20 protein-coding genes are annotated in these 25,856 nt (G+C 60.8%); 4 read left to right on the top strand and 16 right to left on the bottom strand.

The window, feature by feature from the left end:
* Positions 1-107: 107 nt before the first annotated feature.
* The 10 genes from MRBLMS1_RS14115 to rpsB form a co-directional block, all read right to left on the bottom strand.
* Positions 108-626, bottom strand: coding sequence for an OmpH/Skp family outer membrane protein (locus MRBLMS1_RS14115; RefSeq protein ID WP_046684967.1), 519 nt, complete (start codon positions 624-626; stop codon positions 108-110).
* A 52-nt stretch (positions 627-678) separates the two neighbouring features.
* Positions 679-3,015, bottom strand: coding sequence for an outer membrane protein assembly factor BamA (bamA, locus tag MRBLMS1_RS14110; RefSeq protein ID WP_139092751.1), 2,337 nt, complete (start codon positions 3,013-3,015; stop codon positions 679-681).
* An 83-nt stretch (positions 3,016-3,098) separates the two neighbouring features.
* A complete protein-coding gene (gene rseP / locus MRBLMS1_RS14105) occupies positions 3,099-4,460 on the bottom strand; it encodes an RIP metalloprotease RseP (RefSeq protein WP_485879826.1) in 1,362 nt (453 codons plus the stop codon).
* Positions 4,457-5,641, bottom strand: a complete 1,185-nt coding sequence (gene ispC / locus MRBLMS1_RS14100) for a 1-deoxy-D-xylulose-5-phosphate reductoisomerase (RefSeq protein WP_485879824.1) — start codon at positions 5,639-5,641, stop codon at positions 4,457-4,459. Before ispC ends, rseP begins: the two co-directional genes overlap by 4 nt.
* A gap of 8 nt (positions 5,642-5,649) precedes the next feature.
* A complete protein-coding gene (locus tag MRBLMS1_RS14095; protein WP_485879822.1) occupies positions 5,650-6,483 on the bottom strand; it encodes a phosphatidate cytidylyltransferase in 834 nt (277 codons plus the stop codon).
* Positions 6,483-7,250, bottom strand: a complete 768-nt coding sequence (gene uppS / locus MRBLMS1_RS14090) for a polyprenyl diphosphate synthase (protein ID WP_456149450.1) — start codon at positions 7,248-7,250, stop codon at positions 6,483-6,485. The genes MRBLMS1_RS14095 and uppS overlap by 1 nt, the downstream gene beginning before the upstream one ends.
* 99 nt (positions 7,251-7,349) lie before the next feature.
* A complete protein-coding gene (gene frr / locus MRBLMS1_RS14085; RefSeq protein ID WP_034752256.1) occupies positions 7,350-7,910 on the bottom strand; it encodes a ribosome recycling factor in 561 nt (186 codons plus the stop codon).
* Positions 7,911-8,079: 169 nt separating this feature from the next.
* Positions 8,080-8,796 (bottom strand): UMP kinase, encoded by a 717-nt coding sequence (gene pyrH, locus MRBLMS1_RS14080; protein WP_076569768.1) that lies wholly within the window; start codon positions 8,794-8,796, stop codon positions 8,080-8,082.
* A gap of 148 nt (positions 8,797-8,944) precedes the next feature.
* Complete coding sequence (gene tsf, locus MRBLMS1_RS14075; protein ID WP_034752260.1) at positions 8,945-9,856, bottom strand: translation elongation factor Ts; 912 nt, start codon at positions 9,854-9,856, stop codon at positions 8,945-8,947.
* A 158-nt stretch (positions 9,857-10,014) separates the two neighbouring features.
* Positions 10,015-10,767 carry a 30S ribosomal protein S2 gene (gene rpsB / locus MRBLMS1_RS14070; protein ID WP_086137733.1) on the bottom strand — a complete coding sequence of 251 codons (753 nt, stop codon included), beginning with the start codon at positions 10,765-10,767 and terminating at the stop codon, positions 10,015-10,017.
* 399 nt (positions 10,768-11,166) lie between these two features.
* Here rpsB and map point away from each other — a divergent pair, with 399 nt between their 5' ends.
* The 4 genes from map (at position 11,167) to MRBLMS1_RS14050 (ending at position 16,284) form a co-directional block, all read left to right on the top strand.
* Complete coding sequence (map, locus tag MRBLMS1_RS14065) at positions 11,167-11,979, top strand: type I methionyl aminopeptidase (protein WP_035826955.1); 813 nt, start codon at positions 11,167-11,169, stop codon at positions 11,977-11,979.
* Between the two features lie 36 nt (positions 11,980-12,015).
* The gene (locus tag MRBLMS1_RS14060; RefSeq protein ID WP_456149449.1) at positions 12,016-14,583 is read left to right on the top strand and encodes a [protein-PII] uridylyltransferase; all 2,568 of its coding nucleotides are present in this window, start codon (positions 12,016-12,018) and stop codon (positions 14,581-14,583) included.
* Between the two features lie 41 nt (positions 14,584-14,624).
* On the top strand, positions 14,625-15,374 hold the full coding sequence (locus MRBLMS1_RS14055) for a pseudouridine synthase (protein WP_034752263.1): 750 nt from the start codon (positions 14,625-14,627) through the stop codon (positions 15,372-15,374).
* Between the two features lie 145 nt (positions 15,375-15,519).
* Positions 15,520-16,284 carry a flagellar brake protein gene (locus tag MRBLMS1_RS14050; protein WP_139092745.1) on the top strand — a complete coding sequence of 255 codons (765 nt, stop codon included), beginning with the start codon at positions 15,520-15,522 and terminating at the stop codon, positions 16,282-16,284.
* A 177-nt stretch (positions 16,285-16,461) separates the two neighbouring features.
* On the opposite strand, the gene def is transcribed toward MRBLMS1_RS14050, so the two are convergent.
* From def to MRBLMS1_RS14020, 6 genes are all read right to left on the bottom strand, one after another.
* Positions 16,462-16,998 (bottom strand): peptide deformylase, encoded by a 537-nt coding sequence (gene def, locus MRBLMS1_RS14045; RefSeq protein ID WP_034752265.1) that lies wholly within the window; start codon positions 16,996-16,998, stop codon positions 16,462-16,464.
* Entirely contained in the window at positions 16,995-17,888 is an 894-nt protein-coding gene (gene galU / locus MRBLMS1_RS14040; RefSeq protein ID WP_485879815.1) for a UTP--glucose-1-phosphate uridylyltransferase GalU, read from the bottom strand. Before galU ends, def begins: the two co-directional genes overlap by 4 nt.
* Before the next feature lie 24 nt (positions 17,889-17,912).
* Positions 17,913-20,264 (bottom strand): NAD-dependent DNA ligase LigA, encoded by a 2,352-nt coding sequence (gene ligA, locus MRBLMS1_RS14035; protein WP_485879813.1) that lies wholly within the window; start codon positions 20,262-20,264, stop codon positions 17,913-17,915.
* A gap of 14 nt (positions 20,265-20,278) precedes the next feature.
* The gene (locus tag MRBLMS1_RS14030) at positions 20,279-21,439 is read right to left on the bottom strand and encodes a cell division protein ZipA C-terminal FtsZ-binding domain-containing protein (RefSeq protein ID WP_485879811.1); all 1,161 of its coding nucleotides are present in this window, start codon (positions 21,437-21,439) and stop codon (positions 20,279-20,281) included.
* The gene (gene smc, locus MRBLMS1_RS14025) at positions 21,436-24,963 is read right to left on the bottom strand and encodes a chromosome segregation protein SMC (protein WP_485879809.1); all 3,528 of its coding nucleotides are present in this window, start codon (positions 24,961-24,963) and stop codon (positions 21,436-21,438) included. The genes MRBLMS1_RS14030 and smc overlap by 4 nt, the downstream gene beginning before the upstream one ends.
* A gap of 184 nt (positions 24,964-25,147) precedes the next feature.
* Complete coding sequence (locus MRBLMS1_RS14020; protein ID WP_485879807.1) at positions 25,148-25,783, bottom strand: phosphatase PAP2 family protein; 636 nt, start codon at positions 25,781-25,783, stop codon at positions 25,148-25,150.
* Between the last annotated feature and the right edge of the window lie 73 nt (positions 25,784-25,856).

Raw genomic sequence — 25,856 nt, 5'->3', positions numbered from 1 at the left:
GCGCGATTTGCGGTCTCCGATGCTCACTGTGCTCCAGCACAGCTCCGCTTCTCAACCACAACTCACATCCGCTCGCTACGGCACTGCCAGGCTTGAAACCGTTTCGATTACTTGTCCAGCGCCTTCAAAACCTTGTCGGTAATGTCGATGCGCGGGCTAGCCCACAGGGCTTCCTGCAGCACGATGTCATATCCTTCGATATGCGCCATCTGCTGGATGATGGTGTTGGCTTTTTCCGCGATGGCGCTGCGCTCTTCGTTCGTGCGCTGGCTCAGGTCTTCGCGGAACTCGCGCTGGCGGCGCTGCAATTCCTTGTCCAGCTCGAAAAACTCGCGCTGGCGCTTGGCGCGCTCCGCCTCGCTCAGGGTCGGCATGTCCTTTTCCAGGGCTTCATTGGCCACCTTGAAGCGGGCCGCCAGTTCCTGCACGGCTTTTTCGCGCGAGCGGAACTCTTCGGCCAGCTTGGCGCTGGCCAGCTTGGCCAGCCTCGATTCGTTATAAATACGTTCGCTGCTGATCCAGGCGATCTTCGACTCCTGAGCCTGCGCCTGCACCGGCAACAGCGAACTCCAGCACAATGCGATCACGGCAAGGGTCTTGGGCAGGGTAGCGGATGCGGTGTTCATGATACTCCATGGTCAAAAAGTAAAAGCTGTCGCCCAAGTTCAGATGGCCCGGTCAGAAACCGGTGCCCATCTGGAACTGGAAGCGCTCCAGGCGGTCCGTCGGCTTGGCGTTCAGCGGCTTGGCATAGCTCAGCTTGAGCGGGCCCACCGGTGAAATCCAGCTGATGCCCAGGCCAGCAGAATAGCGCAATTGCGACAGACGCATTTTTTCGCCTTCCTGGTAGACCTGGCCGCCGTCAAGGAAACCGAACCAGCGCAAGCTGCGGTCATTGCCCGAACCGGGGAATGGCATCTGCAGTTCCGCGTTACCGATCAGGCGCGAAGCGCCGCCCAAGGCATCGTTGGTGCTCGGTTCGACCGCGCCCAACGAGGAACTCAGGTAGCCGCGCACCGAACCGATGCCGCCGCCGTAGAAGTTCTTGAAGACCGGATACACGTGCTTTCCGATGCCGTGGCCGTAATCGAGCTCGCCCTTCAGCGCCAGGGTGACCTTGCTGAACAGCGGACGGAAATACTGGTGCTCATAAATGGCACGGAAGTATTTCTGGTCGCCGATCAGGTCAGCCTCCAGGTTGACGCGCTGGTAGCGGCCGATCGATGGCGTCAGGGCGCTGTCGCGGCTGTCGCGCTGCCATGCCGCCGTCAGCGGGATGGAATTCGTCGTGGCCGAACCGATACCGTCGGACGGGCCGCCATTGTCGACCACGTACTGCTTGAAGCGGATCGGGCTGGTGACGTCGGTTTCGATGCGCGAACGCTCGGCGCCGATGCCGAAGAAGACGGTGTCGACTTCCGAGAACGGCACGCCGAAACTGACGCGGCCACCGGTCTGCTTGATCTTGTAGCTGCCGATGTTCAGCGCCGGCGGTTCCGTCGTACGCAGGTAGACTTCAAAGCTGCGCGAAATGCCATCGTCCGTGTAGTACGGATTGGTCTGCGAAAACGCGATCGTGCGGCTGTAATGGCTGGTATTGAGTTCGATGCCGACCGTGTTGCCGCTACCGGCGAAGTTGGCTTGCGAAATCGATGCCGACAGGGTGAACTTCTCCGATTGCGAGAAGGCACCGCCGATCAGGAAGTTACCGGTTGGTTTTTCCACCACCGTCACGTTGACGTCGACCTGGTCGGTCGTGCCCTGCGCTTCGGGCGTGTCGATGGTCACGTCCTTGAAGTAGCCGAGGCGGTCGACACGGTCGCGCGACAGCTTGATCTTGTTGCTGTCGTACCAGGACGATTCGAACTGGCGGAATTCGCGGCGGATGACTTCATCGCGCGTGGTCGTATTGCCGGCGATATTCATGTGGCGCACGTACACGCGCTTGCCCGGATCGATGAAGAAGGTAAAGCCGACTTCATGCTTTTCGCGGTTGATCTCGGGATTGGCGTTGACGTTGGCAAACGCGTAGCCGAACGTGGCCAGGCGGTCCTGGATACGCTTGTTCGTGGCAGTCAAGCGGGCGCCCGAGTAGATTTCGCCTTCGCGCATCAGGTTCAGCGCTTTGAGCTCTTCTTCGCGGCCGAACATCTCGCCTTCGAACTTGGTGCCGGCGATCTTGTACTTTTCACCTTCGGTGATGTTGATCGTCAGGTAGATATCTTTTTTATCGGGCGTGATCGACACTTGCGTCGAGTCGACCTGCATCTCGATATAGCCGCGGTCCAGGTAGTAGGACTTGAGCGACTCGATGTCGCCCGTCAGCTTGGTCTTCGAATATTGATCGGCCTTGGTGTACCAGCTGAACCAGCCGCCCGTGTTCAGGGCCAGCTGCTCGCGCAGTTCCTTGTCGGTGAAAGCCTTGTTGCCGACGATGTTGATCTGCTTGATGCGGGCCACATCGCCCTCGTCGACGGCGAACACCACGTTGACGCGGTTACGCTCGATCGGCGTGACGGTGGTGGTGATCTTCACGCCGTACAGGCCATGCGACAGGTACTGGCGCTTGAGTTCCTGTTCCGCGCGGTCGACGGACGCCTTGTCGAAAATCTTGGCTTCACCGACGCCGATTTCCTTCAGCGCCTTGACCAGCACGTCCTTTTCAAATTCCTTGGTACCGGTAAACTCCACGGTCGCGATGGCCGGGCGTTCCTCGACCAGCACCACCAGCACGTCGCCATCGGCTTCCAGGCGCACATCCTTGAACATGCCCGTCGCATACAGGGCCTTGATGGCGGCAACGCTCTTCTCGTCGGAGAACGTTTCGCCGACCCGCACCGGCAGGTAGGCAAACACGGTGCCCGCTTCAGTACGCTGGATCCCTTCGACCCGGATGTCCTTGACAGTAAATGGCTGGACGGCCAGCGCGTGGCCGGAACAGAAAGCCATGACGGCGGCGCCGATCAGGCTGCGGCGAAAGGAAGGCAAGGCAAAACGAGCAGAATGTAATTTCATTGGGGTTATTCAATGGGTAAATCAATGGACAACATACACAAAAGATTGCTTGTGCGACTCACGCAATGGCATCAACCACCGCCCTAATTCAGCAATCGCAACACGTCATTAAAGACGGCAAGCACCATCAAGGTCAGCAACAAACCGATCCCCAGACGCTGGGCAATCTCGCCTACGCGCTCCGGCAAGGGGCGTCCGGTCAAAACTTCCAGCGAATAATACAGCAAATGCCCGCCATCCAGAACAGGAATGGGTAGCAAATTCATCACGCCCAGACTGATACTGATGAAGGCGATGAAGCTCAGGTAGCTTACCAGGCCGATGCGCGCCGTCTGGCCCGCGTAATCGGCAATGGTAATGGGTCCCGTCACATTCTTCAGCGACACCTGGCCGGTGATCATTTTGCCCAGCATTTTCAGGCTCATGACACTGGTATCCCAGACCTTGGCGGACGCCTTGCCCACGGCAGAGAACGGTCCCGATGCCACGGTGATCATATCCGGCACTTGTCCCAGCTTCGCTTGTATCTTACCAACTGTTACAGCTCCCTCTGCCCCTGCGCCCGGCACGGCATCCGGCGTAATGGACAGGGTCAGGTCCTGCCCCTGGCGCAAGAGTTGCAATTGCAAGGTCCGGCCCGGCGCCTGGCTCAGGGTGGCGATGACGGCAGCCACGTCGTGCACGGGCTGGTCGTCGATGGCGAGAATCTGGTCGTTTTTCTGCAGGCCGGCGCGCGCGGCGGCGCCCTCAGGCATGATTTCCATCAGCGTGGGCGCGGAACGGGCCAGGGTCAGGCCCAGCTTGCCCAGCACGTCGCCTTCCAGGTCCGTCTCCGTCAGGCTGGCCGTCGGCAACGTCGCTTCCTGCTGGCCACGGTCTGGACGGCGCACTTCGATGCGCGCCGGCTGCTTGTCGAGCGTGGCCTGGATCACTTCCCAGCGCAGCTCGGACCAGCTGGCCACGGCCTTGCCGTTGACGGTTTCAACGGTATCGCCGCTGCGCAGGCCGGCCGCATAGGCGGCAGTCTGTTCGGCCACGGGGCCAAGCTTGCTCGACGGCTCTTCGATGCCATACATGAACAGGCCCGCGTACAGCACGATGGCGACGAGGAAATTGGCCAGCGGGCCGGCGGCCACGATGGCGATGCGGCGCCACACGCTCTGGCGCGTGAATTCGCGGCGCAATTCGCTTTCCGGCAAGTCGCTGAGGTCTTGCGCGCGGCTGTCGAGCATGCTGACATAACCGCCCAGCGGCAGCGCGGAAATCGCCCATTCCGTCTGGTCTTTGCCAAACTTGCGCGAATACACCACTTTTCCCATGCCGATCGAGAAACGCAGCACCTTCACGCCGCACCAGCGCGCCACCAGGTAGTGGCCCAGCTCATGCAAGGTAATCAGTGAACCCAGCGCAACAATGAACGCCAGCAATGTCGTAATCAAGGTCATGCAGCCAGCCTTTGCGCGATGTATGCTTGCGCGGCCACTCTGGCCAGGCGGTCCTGCTCCATCACGGCTTCGATGCTGGAAGCGGCGCCGTGCGGCACCGTCTCGATCACGTGCGCGATGACCCGGTCGATCTGGCGGAAGCCGATCTGCTCGTCAAGAAACGCTTGCACGGCCACTTCATTGGCTGCATTCAGCAAAGCCGGCGCCGTGCCGCCCGCGCGCAAGGCATCGAAGGCCAGCGCCAGGCAAGGGAAACGGCGGAAATCGGGACGTTCGAACTGCAGTGTGGCCACTTGGGCCAGGTCCAGCTGCGCCACGCCCGAAGCGATGCGCTGCGGATACGCGAGCGCATGGGCGATCGGCGTGCGCATGTCCGGATTGCCCAGCTGGGCCAGCACGGAACCGTCGATGTAGGAGACCATCGAATGGATCACGCTTTGCGGGTGGATCAGCACTTCGATCTGGTCCGCTGGCGCGCCAAACAGCCAGTGCGCCTCGATCACTTCCAAGCCCTTGTTCATCATGGTGGCCGAATCGACGGAAATCTTGCGTCCCATGGCCCAGGTCGGATGCTTGCACGCCTGGTCCGGCGTGACCGTGTCGAGCGTCTCGACGTCGCGCGTGAGGAAGGGACCGCCCGACGCCGTCAGCACGATTTTCGCCACGCCCGCGGCGCCTGGTGCGCGGCCATGGGCGTGCGGCATGCATTGGAAGATGGCGTTGTGTTCGCTGTCGATCGGCAGCAGCACGGCGCCGTTGTCATGCACGGCATCGATGAACAGCTGGCCGGACATGACCAGCGCCTCTTTATTGGCCAGCAATACCTTCTTGCCAGCACGCGCCGCCGCCAGGGTCGGCGCCAGGCCGGCCGCGCCGACGATGGCCGCCATCACGCCCGTCACTTGCGGTGCGCTGGCGATGGCGCACAATGCCTCCACGCCATACTCGACTTCGGTAGACACGCCCTGCCCGCGCAGCAAGCGCGTCAGTTCAAGAGCGGCATCCGCCGTGCCGACGACGGCGCGCTGGGGACGAAATTGCAAACACTGGGCGGCCAGTTCGGCCACGCGGCTGTGCGCACTCAGCGCATACACGCTGTATTGCTCGGGATGACGCGCGAGCACGTCCAGGGTGGACACGCCGATCGAGCCGGTCGCGCCAAGGATAGTGATGTATTGCATGTGTTTCCTTAAAGCCAGCTGGCCACGAGGGCGGCAAATGGCAGGACCGGGATCAACGCGTCGATACGGTCAAGTACGCCGCCATGGCCAGGCAGCAGATTGCTGCTGTCCTTGATGCCGGCGCGGCGCTTCAATTGGGATTCGAACAGGTCGCCGACGATGCTGGCGGCAACGACCAGCAGCAGCACCAGCAAGGCCACGAGCCAGCCGCGGCGCAATTGCAGCTGCACGGCGAAGGTGTCTTGCAGGACCGGCAGCGATGGCGCGGCGATAATCGTGATGGCGGCGATGAGCAGCACGGCGATGCCGCCGCCAATGGCGCCTTCCCAGGATTTACCTGGAGAAATACTTGGCGCCAGCTTGCGCTTGCCGAACGCCTTGCCCGAGAAATAGGCGCCGATATCGGCGATCCACACGAGGGCCATGACGGACAGCAGATACAAAGGGCTATGCAGGAACAAGGCGATGATGGCAACGAAGCAACCGACGATGGTCACCGGGTACACGAGGCTGAGCAAGGTATTGCCCAGGCCTTCGGTCGGTGGCAAGCCCGTCGCCAGCGAAGGCACGAAGCGGATCAGCCAGATGGCCACGCACAGGGCGAACCAGAAATTGAGCTGCGCCATGCCGTTACCGACAAAGAACGTATACGCGAAGGCGGCAGTCCAGACGGCGGCGATCAGCAGCGCCTGGCGATTTTTAAAGATGCGGAAGCTTTCCCAGACGGCGGCGCCGAAGAACGCCGTGGCGATCACGGCGAAGGCGGGGAAATAATTCAGATACAGAACGGGCAGCAAGACCGCCAGGAGGACCAGGGCGGTGATTATCCGTGTTTTCAGCATCAGTTTGTCTTTTCAGTTAATTGCGCGCTGGTACGGCCAAAGCGCCGTTCGCGCTGCTGGTAAGACGCGATTGCCGCGTCGAGGCACTCGTCATTGAAGTCGGGCCAGAAAGTCTCGGTGAAAAACAACTCAGTGTACGCCAGTTGCCACAGGAGGAAATTGGAAATGCGCTGCTCGCCGCCCGTGCGGATGAACAGGTCGGGCTCGGGCGCGTACGCCATGGCCAGGTGCGGCGCCAGTTGCTCTTCCGTATAAGCGTGCCCGGCAGACTGGCCATTGGCAGCGGCCTCGGCCGTCATTTTATTGACTGCCTGCATGATGTCCCAACGGCCGCCGTAATTGGCGCAGATGGACACCGTCAGGCGCGTATTGCGCGCCGTCTTGCGTTCGGCATCGGCAATCAGCGTTTGCAGTTGTTCATTAAAGCGCGACAAGTCGCCCACCACTTTCAGGCGGATATCGTTCGCATGCATCTTCACCACTTCGCGCTCCAGCATGGTGACGAACAGGCGCATCAGCATCGACACCTCTTCTTCCGGGCGGCGCCAGTTTTCCGAGCTGAAGGCAAACAGGGTCAGGTATTCGACGCCGCGCTCGAGGCAAGTCTCGACGATGCCGCGTACGGCGTCCGCGCCCTTGACGTGGCCAGCCACGCGCGGCAGGAAGCGCTTGGTTGCCCAGCGACCATTGCCATCCATAATGATTGCCACATGGCGCGGCACCGTACCCACTTCAGGCACTGCCGTTGTCGAACTCGAATAGATCATGAAAACACGAATACCAAAAATAAAAGATAACTATTATGCTCCAAATAGCACTGCCCGGAAAAGCCATGCTTTCCCGGGCAGCGTCAAAAGGACTGAAAACTAGACGGTCAACACTTCTTTTTCTTTGTCGACAACCATCTTGTCGATATCGGCAATAAACTTGTCCGTCAGTTTCTGCACTTCTTCCGACGAGCGGCGCTCATCGTCCTCGGAGCAGGCTTTTTCCTTGACCAGCTTCTTCAGCGACTCGTTCGCATCGCGGCGAATGTTACGCACGGCAATCTTCGCGTCTTCCGCTTCGCTCTTGACCAGCTTGACCATTTCCTTGCGGCGCTCTTCCGTCAGCGGCGGTGTCGGAACGCGGATCAGGTCGCCCTGTGCCGACGGGTTCAAGCCCAGGTCGGCGTCGCGGATGGCTTTTTCGATGGTCGAGGCCATTTTCTTTTCATACGGCTGCACACCGATGGTGCGCGCGTCGATCAGGGTCACGTTGGCGACCTGGGTCAGCGCCGTCGGCGAACCGTAGTAATCGACCATCACGTGGTCCAGGATACCCGTATGGGCGCGGCCGGTACGCACTTTGGCCAGGTCGGCACGCAGTGTTTCCAGCGATTTCGTCATACGTTCCTGGGCGTTCTTTTTAACGTCAGCTAAGGACATTACTGTACTCCTGTAGTGACGCCTGTCAAAACCTGCTGCGCGTCGGTATTTGCGGCCTGTGATGCTCACCGTACCTTCGTACGGTTGCGCTTCTCAGCCACAACCCCCTTCCGCTCGCGACGGTTTTGTCAGGCGTTATTAATGATAACTACTATTAAAATTGCGTCTGTTACACGTGAACCAAGGTACCTTCGTCTTCACCGAGAATTACGCGCATCAGCGCGCCTGGCTTGGTGATCGAAAACACCTTGATTGGCAGTTTCTGGTCGCGGCACAGGGCGAATGCGGTGGCGTCCATCACTTGCAGGTGCTTGGCGATGGCGTCGTCGAACGTAATCGTGTGGAACAGGGTGGCGTTCGGATCCTTCTTCGGATCGGCCGTGTAGACGCCGTCGACCTTGGTGGCCTTCAGGACGATCTCGGCGCTGATCTCGGAACCGCGCAGGGCCGCTGCCGTGTCGGTGGTGAAGAACGGATTGCCGGTACCGGCGGCGAAGACGACCACTTTACCTTCTTCCAGGTATTGCAGGGCTTTCGGGCGGACATACGGCTCGACCACTTGTTCGATGCCGATGGCCGACATGACGCGCGCGGTAATGCCGACGTGGCGCATGGCATCGGCCAGGGCCAGTGCGTTCATCACGGTGGCGAGCATGCCCATGTAGTCGGCGGTGGCACGGTCCATGCCTTGCGCGCCAGGCGCGACGCCGCGGAAGATATTGCCGCCGCCAATCACGATTGCCAGTTCCACACCCAACTTCGCCACCTCGGCCACATCGGCCACCATGCGCTCGATCGTGGCGCGGTTGATGCCGTAGGGATCATCGCCCATCAGGGCTTCGCCGGACAACTTGAGGAGGACGCGCTTGTAGGCTGGTTTTGACATGAGCTGGGGCTCCATAAATGAGGTTATTCGAGTATGACATGGCGCAGCGCCTTGCAGCGCCGGATAGGCGGGAGGAAGCTGCCCATGCCGCCGCCCGGCACGACAGGTGCGGGCGGGCCAAAAAAACGGGCCTCTCGGCCCGCTTTACTTACGCTCCCTGGGAGGCAGCCATCTGTGCTGCGACTTCTGCTGCGAAGTCGTCTTGCTTCTTCTCGATGCCCTCGCCCACTACGTACATGGCGAAACCTTTGACGCTGGTGTTAGCCGCCTTCAGCATTTGCTCAACCGACAGCTTGTCGTTTTTCACGAAAGCTTGGTTCAGCAGGGAAACTTCTTTCAGGAACTTCTGTACGGAACCTTCCAGGCGCTTGGCCAGGATTTCCGGCGATTGCGCTGGCTTGCCTTCGGCGGCCGCTTTGGCTGCGTCTTCTTCGGCTTTCAGTTGTGCAACCGAACGCTCTTTTTCGATCAATTCCGCTGGCACTTCGTTCGACGACAGCGACACTGGCTTCATGGCAGCGATGTGCATGGCCACGTCTTTGCCCACTTGCTCATCGGCGCCGTCGAATTCGACGATCACGCCAATGCGCGAACCGTGCAGGTACGAAGCCAGCTTGGCGCTGGTTTCGAAACGCTGGAAGCGGCGGATGGTCATGTTTTCGCCGATTTTGCCGATCAGGGCAGCGCGCACGTCTTCCAGGGTCTTGCCGTCGAGTGGCAGGGCCAGCAGGGCAGCTACGTCAGCCGGGTTGTGTTCCGCTACCAGACGGGCAGCGTTGTTGGCCAGTGCCAGGAAATCGTCGTTTTTCGCAACGAAGTCGGTTTCCGAGTTCACTTCGACCAGGGCGCCTACGCCATTGGCGATGTAGGTTGCCACGACGCCTTCAGCGGTGATGCGTGCCGATGCTTTCGATGCCTTGCCGCCCAGTTTGACGCGCAGGATCTCTTCCGCACGAGCCATGTCGCCTTCGGCTTCGGTCAGTGCTTTTTTGCATTCCATCATTGGTGCGTCGGTTTTGCCGCGCAATTCGCCTACCATCGCTGCTGTAATCGCTGCCATGTGTTTCTCCTGATTCGGTGAGTCGATAGTCGCGGCCGGGCATGCATGCCTCGCCAGCGGTCACTATCGTTTTTTTGTTAAAAAAAAGGGGGAGCTGCTGCCACCCCTTTTCCCTTACTGCTGTGCTTACAAACGGCTATCCTGCGATAGCCTGGCCATTAAGCCTGTTCGTTAACTTCGACGAATTCGTCGCCAGCGGCTGCTTTAACCATTTCAACAACTTCGTTACCGGCAGCTGCACGGCCTTCGATGATTGCATCAGCAACACCGCGAGCGTACAACATGATGGCTTTCGAGGAGTCATCGTTACCTGGGATCACGAAGTTCACGCCTTCTGGGGAGTGGTTGGTATCGACAACGCCGATGACCGGGATACCCAGTTTAGCTGCTTCGGTGATCGCACCTTTGTGGTAGCCGACGTCGACGACGAAGATTGCGTCAGGAACGCCGCCCATGTCCTTGATGCCGCCGATCGATTTTTGCAGCTTGATCATTTCGCGGGAGAACATCAGCGCTTCTTTTTTCGACAGCTTCTCGATCGAACCGTCTTCGATCATCACTTCCATGTCTTTCAGACGCTTGATCGAGGTTTTGATCGTTTTGAAGTTGGTCAGCATGCCGCCCAACCAACGTTGATCAACGAAAGGCACGCCAGCGCGTTGTGCTTCAGCAGCGATGATTTCGCGAGCTTGACGCTTGGTGCCAACCATCAGGATGGTGCCACGGTTTGCAGCCAGTTGACGCACGTGCTTCATTGCGTCCTGGTACATCGCCATGGTTTTTTCCAGGTTGATGATGTGGATCTTGTTGCGATGGCCGAAGATGAACGGTGCCATTTTTGGATTCCAAAAACGGGTTTGGTGACCAAAGTGGACACCGGCTTCCAGCATTTCGCGCATTGTTACGGACATTATTAACTCCAGGGTTGGGTCTGGAATCCGATCAGTCACCATACAGGCACCCTTGTCGACCGGATTCGCGTGTTTATATAAATTAAAGACACTGTTTTACTGCATTGCTTAAAAGAGAATTCAAGCAACCCGGGATTCTACACTGAAATGCCTGCAGCATCAAGTCCGCGCTGCAAATCGCGCGCCCTGCGGAAACACCCGTCGCACCACAATGGTGCAAGGCGTGGCAACACCGTCTTTTCATCCGCCTTCTCCCCACAAATCCCCTTCCGGCCATAGGAAGGAGGCGGCGGATTGAGGGCGCCTCGTTTATAATTTCGACATATTTGCAGACTTTTCCCGTACAGCAGGAATCGTCTGTGCTTTTCACCTGAATTCTTGCAGATTGCGAATTACACCATGTCCACCATCCGTATCAATACCGCCGCCGACATCGAAGGCATGCGCGTTGCCGGCAAGCTCGGCGCCGAAGTTCTCGACTACATCACTCCTTTCGTCAAGGTCGGCGTCACGACGGGCGAACTGGACCGCCTGTGCCACGAATACATGGTCAACGTGCAAGGCACCATCCCTGCCCCGCTGAACTATTGCCCACCCGGCTATACGCCCTATCCGAAAGCCATCTGCACCTCCGTCAACGACGTCATCTGCCATGGCATTCCGGGCGACAAGGTCCTGAAAAGCGGCGACTCCGTCAACCTCGACATCACCGTCATCAAGGATGGCTACCACGGCGACAACAGCCGCATGTTCCTCGTCGGCACGCCGACCATCCTGGCCAAGCGCCTGTCGGAAATCACCTATGAGTGCATGTGGCTGGGGATCGACCAGATCAAGCCGGGCGCCCACCTGGGCGATATCGGCCACGCCATCCAGCAGCACGCCGAGAAAGCCGGCTACAGCGTGGTGCGCGAATTCTGCGGCCACGGCATCGGCAAGGTCTTCCATGAAGAACCGCAGGTCTTGCACTACGGCAAACCAGGCACCCTGGAGCGCCTGGAAGCGGGCATGATTTTCACCGTTGAACCGATGATCAACTCGGGCCGCCGCGAAATCCGCGAAATGAACGATGGCTGGACCATCAAAACCAAGGACCGCAGCCTGTCGGCGCAATGGGAACACACGGTGCTGGTCACGGAAACAGGCTATGAAGTGCTGACCGTCTCGCCCGGCATGCCGCCACCGCCCGCCTTGATCCTGAACAAAGCCTGATCCTTCCATACCACGCACCGCCACCCCAGGGCCCAGATGAAAAAGCAAGTTCGGGAACAGCTGAAACAGCAACTGAAAGCCGACCGCCAGGTCGTCATTGCGGCCTTCCAGGCCGACGGCAAGCCTGAAAAACTGCTGCGCAGCCTGCGCCACAGCGTCGATGGCGTGCTGGCGCGTGCCTGGCAGGAAGCGGGTTTGCCACCCGGCACGGCCCTGGTGGGCGTGGGCGGCTATGGCCGGGGCGAACTGTTTCCGTATTCCGACGTCGACCTGCTGATCCTGCTGCAACAGGCGCCGGACGCCGCCACGCAGGAAAAGCTCGAGGAACTGGTGCAACTGCTGTGGGACCTGGGCCTGGAAATCGGCCACAGCATCCGCACGGTCGATGAATGCCTGGTCGAATCGAAGGCCGACATCACCGTGCAAACGAGCTTGCTCGAAGCGCGCCTCGTGTGTGGCAACGCGGACCTGTTCGCGCAATTGCAGCAGCGCTATGACGCGGCCATGGACCCGCAAGCCTTCTTCCAGGCAAAAACGGCGGAAATGCGCCAGCGCCATGCCAAGTACGAAGACACAGCCTTCAGCCTGGAACCGAATTGCAAGGAAAGCCCGGGCGGCCTGCGCGACTTGCAGGTCATCCTGTGGGTTGCCAAGGCGGCCGGCCTGGCGAACTCGTGGCGCACCCTGGCCACGAGCGGCCTGATCACCCTGACGGAAGCGCGCCAGCTGATGGAAAAGGAGCGCGCCTTCAAGGATATCCGCGTACGCCTGCACCTGCACGCGGGACGGCGCGAAGACCGCCTCGTGTTCGACGTGCAGACGGCGATCGCCGAATCGCTGGGCCTGCAAGCGACGGGCAGCGGGCCGCACATGCGCCGCGCCAGCGAATTCCTCATGCAGCGCTACTACTGGGCCGCCAAGACGGTGACCCAGCTCAACACGATTTTGCTGCAAAACATCGAGGCACGGCTGTTTCCGCAAGACGACGTGGCCGTGCCCATCAACGAGCGCTTCAATGAAGTCAACAGCCTGATAGACATCAGCGCCGACGACACGTTCGAACAATATCCGTCGGCCATGCTGGAAATTTTTGTCCTGATGACGGAGCGCCCGGCCCTGAAGGGCATGACGTCGCGCGCCACGCGGGCCCTGTGGCATGCGCGCTTCAAGATCGACGCCGCCTTCCGCCAGGACCCCGTCAACCGCGCCCTCTTCCTGCGCATCATGCAGGCGCCTGTGGGCATCATCCACGCGCTGCGGCGCATGAACGAGATGAGCATCCTGGGGCGCTACCTGCCGAATTTCCGCCGCATCGTGGGCCAGATGCAGCACGACCTGTTCCACGTGTACACGGTCGACCAGCACATTCTGATGGTGGTGCGCAATATGCGCCGCTTCACCATGAGCGAACACGCGCACGAATATCCGTTCTGCAGCCAGCTGATGGCCGACTTCTCGCAGTCGTGGCTGCTGTACGTGGCGGCCCTGTTCCACGACATCGCCAAGGGCCGCGGCGGCGACCATTCCAAATTGGGTGTGGCCGACGCCACCCAGTTCTGCCAGGACCACGGCCTGACGCAAGAAGACACGGAACTGGTGGCATTCCTTGTGGAAAATCACCTGACTATGTCGCAAGTGGCGCAAAAGCAGGACTTGTCCGATCCCGACGTCATTGCCGCCTTTGCGAAAGTGGTCAAGGACGAGCGCCACCTGACGGGCTTGTACCTGCTGACGGTGGCCGACATCCGCGGTACCAGCCCGAAAGTGTGGAATGCCTGGAAGGGCAAGCTGCTGGAAGACCTGTACAAGATCACCCTGCGCGTGCTCGGTGGCGAACCGCACACGGCCGACCGCGAGCTGAAAAATCGCCAGCAGGAAGCGCTGGCCACCCTGCGCCTGTACGGCTTGCCGCCGGATGCCCACCTGAAACTGTGGCAACAGCTGGACGTGGCATATTTCCTGCGCCACGACGCGTCCGACATCGCCTGGCAGACGCGCTCGCTGTATGACAAGCTCGACAGCAAGTTGCCGGTGGTAAAATGCCGGCTGGCGCCCATCGGCGAAGGCTTGCAGGTGGCCGTGTACATTCCCGACCAGCCCGACCTGTTCGCGCGCATCTGCAGCTATTTCGATCGCAAGAATTTCAGCATCCTCGACGCGAAGATCCACACGACGAAAAACGGCTATGCGCTCGACACCTTCCTCGTCACCGAGCAGAATTTTGCCAAGAGCTACCGCGACATCATCAGCCTGATCGAGCATGAGCTGGGCGAGCTGCTGCAGTCGCAAACGCCGCTGCCGCCGCCAGGCAAGGGACGGCTGTCGCGCCTGTCGCGCACCTTCCCCTTCCAGCCGACCGTGGATTTGCGTCCCGATGAAAAAGGCCAATACTATTTGCTGTCGGTGGCGGCCAACGACCGCACGGGCCTGCTGTATGCGATCGCCAACGTGCTGACCAAGTACCGCGTCAACCTGCACACGGCCAAAATCATGACCCTGGGCGAGCGGGTCGAAGACGTCTTCCTCGTCGACGGCCCCGCGCTCAACAATGCCCGCAACCAGATATTGCTGGAAACCGATTTACTCGATGCGCTGAAGGTGTAATGCCTTCCGCGCAGCGCCTACCCTTACTGAAACTGAACAACATGACCGAAGAATTATTACGCTTGTCCAAACGCATGTCCGAACTGGGCCTGTGCTCGCGCCGCGAAGCCGATGAATGGATCGCCCGCGGCTGGGTCCGCGTGGATGGCAAGGTGGTGTCCGAGCTGGGCAGCAAGGTCTACCCAAGCCAGAGAGTCACCGTGGAACGCCAGGCGGCGGCCGAGCAATCGAAGCGGGTCACCGTGCTGATCAACAAACCGGTCGGCTACGTCAGCGGCCAGGCCGAAGACGGCTACACGCCCGCCGTGGCCCTGATCAAGGCGGAAAACCGCTGGGCCGAAGACCGCAGTCCGGAACAGTTCCATCCGACCCAGCTGCGCAGCCTGGTGGCCGCCGGCCGCCTGGACATCGATTCCGTCGGCTTGCTGGTCTTGACGCAGGATGGCCGCGTGGCCAAACAGTTGATCGGCCACGATACCGATATCGACAAGGAATACCTGGTGCGCGTGAGCTACACCAAGGGCGGCACCCTGCCCGACAGCGAGCTGAAAAAGCTCAACCACGGTCTGTGGCTCGATGGCAAACCGCTGCTGCCGGCCAAAGTGCGCTGGCAAAACGAAGACCAGCTGAGCTTTACCCTGCGTGAAGGCAAGAAACGCCAGATCCGCCGCATGTGCGAAGCCGTGGGGCTGAAAGTGCTGGGATTGAAACGCGTACGCATCGGCAAGGTCAAACTCGGTGACTTGCCGACGGGCCAATGGCGTTACTTGAGTGCGGACGAGCAATTTTAAGCGGCGGCGTCCAGGTCGCATGCCACGCCAAGACACATAAGCAACAGGAATATAGTGATATAAAATCAATTATTGTGATTTACTTAGTAAATATTGCCTTAAACCTATACACTATTCCCCATCAGAACAAAAGAGATACGCTGTCGTGAACGATCCCATCCCCAATCCCCTGCGCAAGGGCGCGCCCAGTCTGGCTGACGTGGCCGAACCGATGGCCCCCGGCACCAAGCCGCACCATATGAGCGATCCGTGGGATATCGGCGAAACCCTGTGCAGCCTGGCTGACAACGGCGACGCCATTTCCATCTACCCGACGGGCGGCGAAGACGTCATCCTGGGGCGCATCCTGTCCGTCGACGATGACCTGCCGCAATTCGTGCTGGAGCTCAATGAAGGTGCGACCCTGCCGCCCGGTGGCGCCACGTTCGTGTCGTGGGTGCAAAGCGCCAAGCTGCAATTTACCATCAATGGCGAATGGCAAGCGTATCCCGACCGCCCCAACGTCTACCTAACGAACTTCCCCAGTCATTGCCTGGTACTGGAACGGCGCGAATCGACGCGCCTGGAAACGCCGCTGGGCGTGTACTATCTGGCCGCCTTCGTGCTCGAGGGGCGGCCGTATGAATTGCAGCTGTATGATTTCTCGGCCGGCGGCATCGGCATGCGCGCCCACCCGCGCGACACGGTCGGTCTATACGTGGGCCGCAAGCTGTCGCGCGTGCGCCTGGAACTGGGGCCAAACAAGGTCATGATCGCCGACCTGGAAATCCGCCTGTCGCGCACCTTCCGCTCCTTCCTGCTGGGCGAGCAGGTGCAGATCGGCTGCCGCTTCCTGAACCTGACGGATGCCATGCAGGATGAATTGAAGAACTTGCTCGATAACCTGGGCAGCAACCGCAAGGTGCGCTAGGTTCGCCTCACACATAAAAATGGCCGCCCAGCTTATGCTGCGCGGCCATTTTTATGTGTGATAGTCACAAGTACGAGGCACCTGAAAAACGTTCAGGGCAAGGCGCATTGCCGAAGACAGTACAAATAGTACGGCGAGGCAATGCAACGCAGCCATGGGCGTTTTCTCAGGTGCCGATCAGTCGTCGTCGTTTGGATCGAGGTCCGGGAACATGACTTCTGTATAGCCGAACTGCGTGAAGTCGACGATGCGCATCGGATACAGAATGCCGTGCAAATGGTCCACTTCATGCTGCACCACGCGCGCATGGAAGCCGTCGCAGTCGCGGCTGATGGGCTGGCCGAACTGGTCCACGCCTTCATAGTGCAGCTCGCTCCAGCGCGGCACGCTGCCGCGCAAGCCGGGCACGGACAGGCAACCTTCGAAGCCCTCTTCCTTGCGTTCCGATAAAGGCGTCAGCACCGGGTTGATCAGCACGGTTTCCGGCACTTGCGGCGCGTCCGGATAGCGCAGATTCTGCTTGAAGCCGTAGATCACCAGTTGCAGGTTGACGCCGATCTGCGGCGCCGCCAGGCCCGCGCCATTGGCCGCATGCATGGTGTCGAACATGTCGGCGATCAAGGCATGCAATTCGGGCGTATCGAATTCGCGCACGGGTTCGGCCATCCGCAACAAGCGCGGATCGCCCATCTTGAGGATTTCACGTACCGTCATTTTGCTTCCAGTGCCGATTGCAGTTCTTGCAGGTAAGCGCGGAAGGCCGCGCCCGTTTCCGGATGCTTCATGCCCATCGCCGTCGTTGCCTTCAGATAACCCAGCTTGGAGCCGCAATCATAACGCTGTCCCTTGTAACGGTAAGCCAGCACGCGCTCTTCGCGCATCAGGGCGGCGATACCGTCCGTCAGCTGGATCTCGCCGCCGGCGCCCGTACCGATGTTTTCCAGGTGCTCGAAGATGCGGCTGGTCAGCACATAGCGGCCCACCACGGCCAGGGTCGACGGCGCCTCTTCCGGCATGGGCTTTTCCACGATTCCCGAAACCAGCTCCAGCTCAGGCTGATAATGTTGCGCGCTGACAATACCGTATTGCCTGGTTTCCGCGCGCGGCACATCCTGCACCGCCAGCAGCGAGCAATTTTCGTACTGGAAGACATCGGCCATCTGCGCCAGCACGGGGCGCACGCCCTCTTCCACATCCATGAAATCGTCGGCCAGCAAGACGGCAAACGGCTCGTCGCCGATCACGGGACGGGCACACAGCACGGCATGACCCAGGCCCAGCGGCGCCGACTGGCGAATGTAAATGCAATTGATGTGCTTGGGAATGACGTTTTGCACCATCTCGAGCAACTGGCGCTTGCCGGCCGCTTCCAGTTCCGACTCGAGTTCATAGGCCGTATCGAAATGGTCTTCGATGGCGCGCTTGTTGCGGCCCGTGATAAAGATCATTTCCGTGACGCCTGCCGCCACGGCTTCTTCCACCGCGTACTGGATCAACGGCTTGTCAACGATGGGTAACATTTCCTTCGGTTGCGCCTTGGTCGCGGGCAAGAAACGGCTGCCCAGGCCGGCGACGGGAAAGACTGCTTTTCTGATTTTTTTCATGGGCCTCTGCAATATTTTGAATGGTTAGTCTTGCGCCAGCAGGGCCAGCAAACCCGCTTCATCGAGTATGGCCACGCCCAGCTCCTGGGCCTTGACCAGCTTGCTGCCAGCGTCCGAACCAGCCACGACATAAGCTGTCTTCTTCGACACGGAACCGCTGACCTTGCCACCGGCCGCCTCGATCAGCTCGGCAGCCTCGTCGCGGCTCATGTTGGGCAAAGTGCCCGTCAAGACGAAGGTTTTGCCGTCCAGCTTGCCGCCAGCGGCTGGCATTTCAGGCAATTGTGACATTAATTCATTTCGCAGGGCGTCCAGTTGAGCAAGCAGCTTGACATTGCTCTCATCGGCCAGCCATTGCGCCAGCGCTTCGGCCACGGCGGCAGGCAAGCCCGCGTGGAAGCTGGCACCTTGCGCGGCCAGGCTGGCCAGGGTCACGCCGCGCTCCACCAATTGCTTGCTGCGCGGCTCCGTCAGTTTCGGGATGCCAATGGCCGCCAGCAATTTGGTTTCCTCAAGCTGCGTGCGCAGCTTGGCGCTGGGTGCGTGTTCACCCTGCGGCGTGACGCCAGCGTCCAGCAATGCCTGCAACGCCTGCTGATTCTTTTCTTCCGCAAAGAAATCGGCAATCGATTCCGCCACCGTGCCGCCGATATCGGGCAGCACGCGCAGCAAGGCCGCCGGCGCCTTCCGCACATAGGCCAGGCTGCCCAGCCACTCGGCCAGAGTCTTCGCCGTCGATTCGCCCACGTGACGGATGCCCAGCGCGAACAGGAAACGTTCGAGAGGCGGGCGCTTGCTTGCTTCTATGCCGGCCAGCAGGTTTTCCGCCCATTTCGTGGGGATCTTGCCTTGTTGCACTGTCTCTGGCGTCGAACCGTCACGCTCGTCCGCACGCAGCTTCATTTCCAACAATTTATCAAGCGTCAGGCTGTACAGGTCAGCCAAGCCATGCACGTATTCGAGTTCGACCAAGGTATCGATATAACGTTCCCCCAGGCCTTCGATATCCATCATGCGGCGGCCCGCGAAATGACGGAACGCTTCCTTGCGCTGCGCCGAGCAGAACAGGCCACCCGAGCAGCGGGCGATGGCCTCGCCCTCTTCGCGCACCACGTGCGAGCCGCAGACGGGGCACGCTTCCAACATCTTGAACGGCAGCGGCGGCGGCGCCAAGCGTTTTTCCAGCACCACGCTCAGCACTTCGGGAATCACGTCGCCGGCGCGGCGCACGACGACGGTATCGCCCACGCGCACATCCTTGCGCAGCACTTCGTCTTCATTGTGCAAGGTGGCGTTCGTCACTGTCACGCCGCCCACGGAGACGGGCGCCAGGCGCGCCACGGGCGTCATGGCGCCCGTGCGGCCCACCTGGATATCGATGCCCAGCACTTGCGTCAGCGCTTCTTCGGCGGGGAACTTGTGCGCCAGCGCAAAACGCGGTGCACGCGAGACAAAACCCAGCTCCTGCTGGTCTTCCGTCGCGTTCACCTTGTAGACGACGCCGTCGATTTCATACGGCAAGGCGGGACGGCGCGCGCCGATATCGGCATAGTAGGCAAGCAAGCCCTGCGCGCCCCGCACCACCTTGCGCTCTTTTGACACGGGGATGCCCAAGGTCTCGTACCAGTCCAGCAAGGCCGAATGCGAGGCCGGCATGGCGGCGCCATCGAGGGCGCCGATGCCATATGCATAGAAACGCAGCTTGCGCTGCGCCGTGATGCGCGAATCGAGCTGGCGCAGGCTGCCGGCCGCCGCATTGCGCGGGTTGGCGAATTCCTTCTGCCCCGCTACACGCTGACGTTCGTTCAGGCGGGCAAAATCGCCCTTGAACATCATCACTTCGCCCCGCACGTCGAGCAGGGCCGGAATCTTGTCGCCATGCAAGCGCAAAGGGATGCCGGAAATGGTGCGGATATTGGCCGTCACGTCTTCGCCCGTGGCGCCGTCGCCGCGCGTGGCCGCCTGCACGAACAGGCCGTTTTCATAGCGCAAGTTGATGGCCAGGCCATCGAATTTCACTTCGGCCGCATACGCGACGTCCTGCGCATCGAGGTCCAGGCCTTCGCGCACGCGGCGGTCGAAATTGACGATATCGTCATCGGAGAAACCATTGTTCAGCGACAACATCGGCACCGTGTGCGTGACTTGCTCGAATTGCGGCAAGGGCGCCGCGCCCACGCGCAAGGTAGGCGAGTCGGGCGTGCGCAAGTCGGGATGGGTCGCTTCCAGCACCTGCAGTTCGACAAACAGCTTGTCATACTCGGCGTCGGGGATGGTGGGATTGTCGAGCACGTGGTAGGCGTGCAGATGCCGATTGAGTTCGGCCGTAAGTGCCAGGACGCGCTGGGCGGCGTCCTGGTTGATCGGATCAGTCATTGTTGCGGGATTCTTCAGCTAAATAAACGCAGGGCGCGGGTGGAACCGGCCGGAATGTCGGCCGCGTCCATTTCCTGGTAAAACTCTTGCACCTGGCCGGCGATCTCGGCCAGCGCCGCATCGGACAGGGCCTGGTTGTAATCGTCGACGATGGTGGCGTCGAGGCGGCCCACCAGTGCCTTGGCGCAAGCGACCATGGCGCCGAAACCGTCGCGCGCGGGCGCCACGCATGGCACGTCCAGCAGCAGGGTCAAACGCGGCGTCGTTTCCTCGGCCAGGGTGACATTCGTCGACAGCGAGAACAGATAACCGCCTTCGCCATCGGGCATGACGAAGCGGCCGTCCGGACGCACGTCAAAGCCCTGTTTTTCCAGCGCGAACAACAAGGTGGAAATGGCCCATGGCGCGCCATTCGTGTGCAGGTTCACGCCCAGCTGGGCATCGTGGCCGGCAACGAAGCGGTGCAGATTGCGCGCTTCGGCCATCACTTCCATCATGTCCGGCACTTCCGGCTCGGCGCCGATCTCGTCGGCCACACCGCGCAGGCGCGTGACCAGTTCCGAGTATTCCAATTCATTCAAGGCCGTGCTGCGGCTGGCTAGCTGCACGCCGCCCTGCATCTTGGTATAGACACCGCCATGCGTGATCGGTTCCCAATCGCCATTCACGTGCAAACCAATGAAGTGCACGGGCTTGTTGCCCACCAGGCGCAGGGTTTGCAGCACGGGCAGGATCTTGTCGCCACGCACGGGCGCTTCCAGCGACAAAGGCAGCAGGCAATCGATGAGCGGATCGACCAGGCTGGTCGCCTGTTCGCTGGCGGCGCTGACTTCCTGCTGCACCGGCGCGGCGGGAGGCGCGTCCATGCCCGCACCACCCAATGATGGTTCCGCATGCACGGGGGCGTCGGGCACGGGCGCCGCTGGCGGCGCGCCGAACGACGGTTCGGCCTTGGCGGCGGGCGCGGCGTCAAAGCGCGGCTCCTGGCGCAGGACGGGTTCCTGGGCTTCCACTGCTGGCGTATCGCCTTCGCGCATCAGCACGTCGTCGTGGTCGGTGGAAAAGGCCCGTTCCACGCTTTTTTTGGCCTTGTATTCCTGCCATTTGTTGTACGAGAAAACGCCGACAATAAAGACGCCGCCGGCGCCGAACAAGGTAATTTGAAGGTCTGTCATGCTGCTTGTGCCTCGGTTGCAAAATTTGCGGCGGACTCCATGTCCACCGCCACGATGCGCGATACGCCCTGCTCCTGCATCGTCACACCGATCAATTGATGGGCCATTTCCATCGCAATCTTGTTATGCGAAATGAAAAGGAATTGGGTCTGGTCGGACATGCGCTTGACCATGCGGCAGAAGCGTTCCGTGTTCGAATCGTCGAGCGGTGCATCGACTTCGTCGAGCAGGCAGAACGGCGCCGGATTCAGGCGGAACATGGAAAACACCAATGCGGTCGCGGTCAGCGCCTTCTCTCCACCTGACAACAGGTGGATGGTGGCATTTTTCTTGCCGGGAGGCTGCGCCATGACTTGTACACCGGAATCGAGAATCTCGTCGCCCGTCATGGTCAGCTTCGCCTGGCCGCCGCCGAACAGAATCGGGAACAGCTCTGAAAAGTGATGGTTGACCTTGTCGAACGTGTCTTGCAGCAAGTCGCGCGTTTCCTTGTCGATCTTGTGGATCGCGTCTTCCAAAGTATTGATCGCTTCCGTCAGGTCGGCATTCTGGGCGTCGAGGAAATTCTTGCGCTCCGATGCCTGCGCCAGTTCGTCCAGCGCGGCCAGGTTGACGGCGCCCAGGGCCGTGATGGCATTGGTCAGGCGCGTCACTTCGCCCTGCAGATACGACGGGCGCATGTCCGGATGCAGCTTTTCCGTGAGGGCCGCTTCATCGGCGCCCGATTCCAGCAGTTGCTGGGCGAATTGTTCCTGGTTCAGGCGCGCGGCCTGTTCCTTGAGCTGCATTTCCATGATCTTGTCGCGCTGCGGCTGCAAGCTGCGTTCCGATTGCGTACGCGCATCTTCGGACAGGCGCAGCTGCTGCGTAATTTGATCGAGTTCGTGACGCGCATCGGCCAGCGCCCGCTCCTGCGTCGTGCGGCGCTCGAGCAGATCCTGCAAGCCGTCGGCGGCCGCGCCGCTTTCCAGGTTGGCCAGTTCCAGTTCGCCCGCCTGCAGACTGGCCGTCACTTGCTGGGCCTGTGTACTGGCCGTGGCAATATTGCGGCGCAACTCCTCGATCTTCGCGCGGTGGGCTTTTTCCGCGTATTCCGTATCCTTGGCGGCCCGCTCCAGGTCGCGCAAGGCTTCGCGCGCTTCGGCCAGGCGCTGTTCCTTTTGCAGGAAGTCCGTATGGCCGTCTTCGTGGGCTTCCTGCAAGTTGCCCAGTTCCATGTCCAACTGTTCGAATTTCTCTTCCGACTCCGCCTTGATCTGCTGCTGCTCCGCTTCCTGTGCGGCGATTTCCGCCAGATCGGCGCCGATCTGCGTGCTGCGCTGGTTGAAGCGCGCTTCCACTTCCGACAGTTTGACCACGTCGAGCTGCAAGGTGTGCACGGAGGAAGTGAGCTGCTGTATGCGCAGGCGCAAGTCGGACAAGTTGCGCGTCAAGGTGGCGACGGCCGCGTCGGCCCGCACGGAACGGGCGCGCGCCTCTTCGGCCAGCAATTGCTGTGCGCGCAACTGTTTGCCGATATTGTCGATTTCCTGCTGGCGGCCCAGCATGCCTTCCTGCTCCGAATCGGCCGCATAGAAGCGCACGCTGGTGGCCGTGACCACGTGACCGGCGCGCGTGACAAAATAGCCGCCCGGCGGCAATTTACTCCGTTCGGCCAGCGCTTCGGCCGCGTCTTCCACGGCGTAGGCGTTGTACAGCCAATCCTGCAGCAAGCCGCGCAAGCCCGGATCGTTCAGTTTGAGCAAGTTCAGGAAAGGCTTCAGGCCCGGCACTTCCGGCAAGGGCAGCGGCGCCACGGTCGATGGCGCGTACAGGGCCAGCTTGGCTGGTGGCGCATCGGCAAAGAAAGCCTTGGCCCAGTCGATGTTCGACAGTTGCAGAGCCGACGTGCGCTCGCGCAAGATCGATTCCATGGCCGCTTCCCAGCCCGCTTCGATCTGCAGCTTTTGCCACAGGCGCGGCAAGGTGTCGAGCTCGTGCTTTTTCAGCCATGGCTGGACCTTGCCCTGGGTTTGTACCCGCTCCTGCAATTGTTTCAAGGCGGAAAGACGCGCTTCCAGCTGGGCGTTGGCGGCCGTTTCGGCATTCACCTGCGCCTGGGCTTCGGCCCGTTCCTGCTCCAGTTTGGGCTGCTGCTCCAGCGCTTCTTCCAGGTAGAAACCCTGCTCTTCCAGGGTTTGCTGCTTTTCTTCCAGCTGCAGTTTCAGGTTTTCCAAGTGGCTGCTGTCGGGCAAGCTGAGGCTGTTCTTTTCCTGCTGCAGACGCTCGCGGCGGGTCAACAGGCTGGCCAGGATGTTCGAGGCGTTGCGCTGGTGCGCCGATTCCAGTTCCAGCTGCTGCTGGGCCTGCATAATCCGTGCGCGCGATTCCGTGCTCTTGTTTTGCGCGGCGCGCCAGGCGGCGTCCAGTTCGGGCAATTGCTCGCCCTTCTGCTCGGCCATCATTTGCGATTGTTCGACCTTCGCGGCCAGCTCTTCGAGGTGGAATTCCGCCTCTTCGATCTGTTCCTGGTATTCGCCGCCTTGGCTGTTCCACTGGTCGCGCTGGGCCGTCAGGGTCGCCAGCTGCGCCTGCAGGCGCGCGCGCGATTCGATGACGAACTTGATCTGCGCTTCCAGGCTGCCGATTTCCGCATTCGTCTGGTACAGATGGCCTTGCGCCGTATGCAGGCGGTCGCCCACGGCAAAGTGCGCCTGGCGCATCTGCTCAAGGGTCAATTCCACGTTGCGCAGCTTGGCCGTCTGCTCTTCCAGGTCCGTCTGCGCCTGTTCCACTTCGCGGAAATAGCGCGTCTGCTCGTTTTGCGCCTCGTTCTTGCGCAGCAGCCACAACAGTTTCTGCTTTTCTTCCTGGTCCGCCTGCAAGGCGTGGAAACGGGTGGCCACGGCCGCCTGCGCTTCCAGCTTTTCCAGGTTGGCGTTGAGTTCGCGCAAGATGTCTTCCACGCGCAGCAAATTCTCGCGCGTGTCCTGCAGGCGGTTTTCCGTCTCGCGGCGGCGTTCCTTGTATTTCGACACGCCAGCCGCTTCTTCGAGGAAAACGCGCAATTCTTCGGGGCGCGATTCGATGATGCGCGAAATCATGCCCTGGCCGATGATGGCGTAGGCGCGCGGACCGAGGCCCGTGCCGAGGAAGATATCCTGGATGTCGCGCCGGCGCACGGGCTGGCCATTGATGTAATAGGTGGACGTGCCGTCGCGCGTCAGGGTGCGCTTGACGGCGATCTCGGCGTACTGGCCCCACTGGCCCGACGCCTTGCCATCGTTATTGTCGAACACCAGTTCCACGGAAGCGCGCCCGGCTGGTTTACGGTGGGTGGAGCCATTGAAAATGACGTCCTGCATCGATTCGCCGCGCAATTCCGACGCTTTCGATTCGCCCAGCACCCAGCGCACGGCGTCGATGATGTTCGACTTGCCGCAGCCATTCGGCCCGACCACGCCCACGAGCTGGCCTGGCACCTGGAAATTGGTGGGATCGACGAAAGACTTAAATCCCGACAACTTGATGGAAGAGAGACGCACGTGTTTTAGAGTTCCTGGCCTATGCTGGCGGTTATATTATGGGTGAACCCGGTTCATATTCAGTTCAGATGCAGCATCGCGACGGCTGTCTGGCCATGCACCGCAAAAAAAGTGGTTCATCATACCATTTCCTGATGCTTTTCTGGCCAAAAAACAGCGGCGTCAAGCACCAGCGGGCGCCATCTTAACGGGCCGGACGGCCATCCTGCGCCAGTTTCCAGTCCGCGCGGGAAAAAACGCGCTCGTGACCGGACAGCACGATGGCCAGTTTTTGCAGCCATTGCTCGGTCGGCATGGGTTCGGCCTTGAAGCTCAGCGCCACCATCAGCGCCAGGCTGGCCAGGGCCAGCGCATGGCTGACGGCGAAATTGACGGCGCCGCGGGCATTCCACAGGAAGCCCAGCGCCACCGCCAAGCCCAGCACGCAACCGCTGACGGCTTCCGACACGCTGTGCGCATGCACGACCACGCGGGAAATGGCCACCAGCACGGCAAAGGCCACGCCGACGAGCACGCCGGCATGGCGCCATCGCGGTTCGGCCCGCTGCAACAGCACATACATCAGCACGGGAAACACGGCGCCGGCGCGCATGGCGTGGCCGCTGAAACCCGTAAAATCGAGCGCGCTGCTGCCCACGCCCCAACTCATGAACGCCAGCTTCGACAGCACCACGAGGGCCAGGCCGCAGCCGTACCACAAGCTCCAGCTGAGCACCAAACGCCACTGGCGCGACACCAGCAGCCACAAGGCAATCGCCACACCAGCCGGCCCCATCACGGACATGTCGGCCGCAAAAGAAATCCCGTTCCACCAAGTCATCGTGCATGCGCTTATTTCATGATCAGCTTGCACTATGCCACGACTCTGCCCTGTTCCGCGCGGCTTTTGCTGT

It is taken from the genome of Massilia sp. LMS1-1-1.1 (genome assembly GCF_040815535.1).
GTDB classification, from domain to species: Bacteria; Pseudomonadota; Gammaproteobacteria; order Burkholderiales; family Burkholderiaceae_D; genus Janthinobacterium; species Janthinobacterium aestuarii.
The sequence above is the reverse complement of the archived record's forward strand: the minus strand, read 5'-3'. Positions and strand labels throughout refer to the sequence as shown.

Bases quoted from the DNA above. Each gene is read 5' to 3' on its own strand.
- MRBLMS1_RS14115 (WP_046684967.1), bottom strand. From the start codon at position 626: ATGAACACCGCATCCGCTACCCTGCCCAAGACCCTTGCCGTGATCGCA.
- bamA (WP_139092751.1), bottom strand. From the start codon at position 3,015: ATGAAATTACATTCTGCTCGTTTTGCCTTGCCTTCCTTTCGCCGCAGC.
- rseP (WP_485879826.1), bottom strand. From the start codon at position 4,460: ATGACCTTGATTACGACATTGCTGGCGTTCATTGTTGCGCTGGGTTCA.
- ispC (WP_485879824.1), bottom strand. From the start codon at position 5,641: ATGCAATACATCACTATCCTTGGCGCGACCGGCTCGATCGGCGTGTCC.
- MRBLMS1_RS14095 (WP_485879822.1), bottom strand. From the start codon at position 6,483: ATGCTGAAAACACGGATAATCACCGCCCTGGTCCTCCTGGCGGTCTTG.
- uppS (WP_456149450.1), bottom strand. From the start codon at position 7,250: ATGATCTATTCGAGTTCGACAACGGCAGTGCCTGAAGTGGGTACGGTG.
- frr (WP_034752256.1), bottom strand. From the start codon at position 7,910: ATGTCCTTAGCTGACGTTAAAAAGAACGCCCAGGAACGTATGACGAAA.
- pyrH (WP_076569768.1), bottom strand. From the start codon at position 8,796: ATGTCAAAACCAGCCTACAAGCGCGTCCTCCTCAAGTTGTCCGGCGAA.
- tsf (WP_034752260.1), bottom strand. From the start codon at position 9,856: ATGGCAGCGATTACAGCAGCGATGGTAGGCGAATTGCGCGGCAAAACC.
- rpsB (WP_086137733.1), bottom strand. From the start codon at position 10,767: ATGTCCGTAACAATGCGCGAAATGCTGGAAGCCGGTGTCCACTTTGGT.
- map (WP_035826955.1), top strand. From the start codon at position 11,167: ATGTCCACCATCCGTATCAATACCGCCGCCGACATCGAAGGCATGCGC.
- MRBLMS1_RS14060 (WP_456149449.1), top strand. From the start codon at position 12,016: ATGAAAAAGCAAGTTCGGGAACAGCTGAAACAGCAACTGAAAGCCGAC.
- MRBLMS1_RS14055 (WP_034752263.1), top strand. From the start codon at position 14,625: ATGACCGAAGAATTATTACGCTTGTCCAAACGCATGTCCGAACTGGGC.
- def (WP_034752265.1), bottom strand. From the start codon at position 16,998: ATGACGGTACGTGAAATCCTCAAGATGGGCGATCCGCGCTTGTTGCGG.
- galU (WP_485879815.1), bottom strand. From the start codon at position 17,888: ATGAAAAAAATCAGAAAAGCAGTCTTTCCCGTCGCCGGCCTGGGCAGC.
- ligA (WP_485879813.1), bottom strand. From the start codon at position 20,264: ATGACTGATCCGATCAACCAGGACGCCGCCCAGCGCGTCCTGGCACTT.
- MRBLMS1_RS14030 (WP_485879811.1), bottom strand. From the start codon at position 21,439: ATGACAGACCTTCAAATTACCTTGTTCGGCGCCGGCGGCGTCTTTATT.
- MRBLMS1_RS14020 (WP_485879807.1), bottom strand. From the start codon at position 25,783: ATGACTTGGTGGAACGGGATTTCTTTTGCGGCCGACATGTCCGTGATG.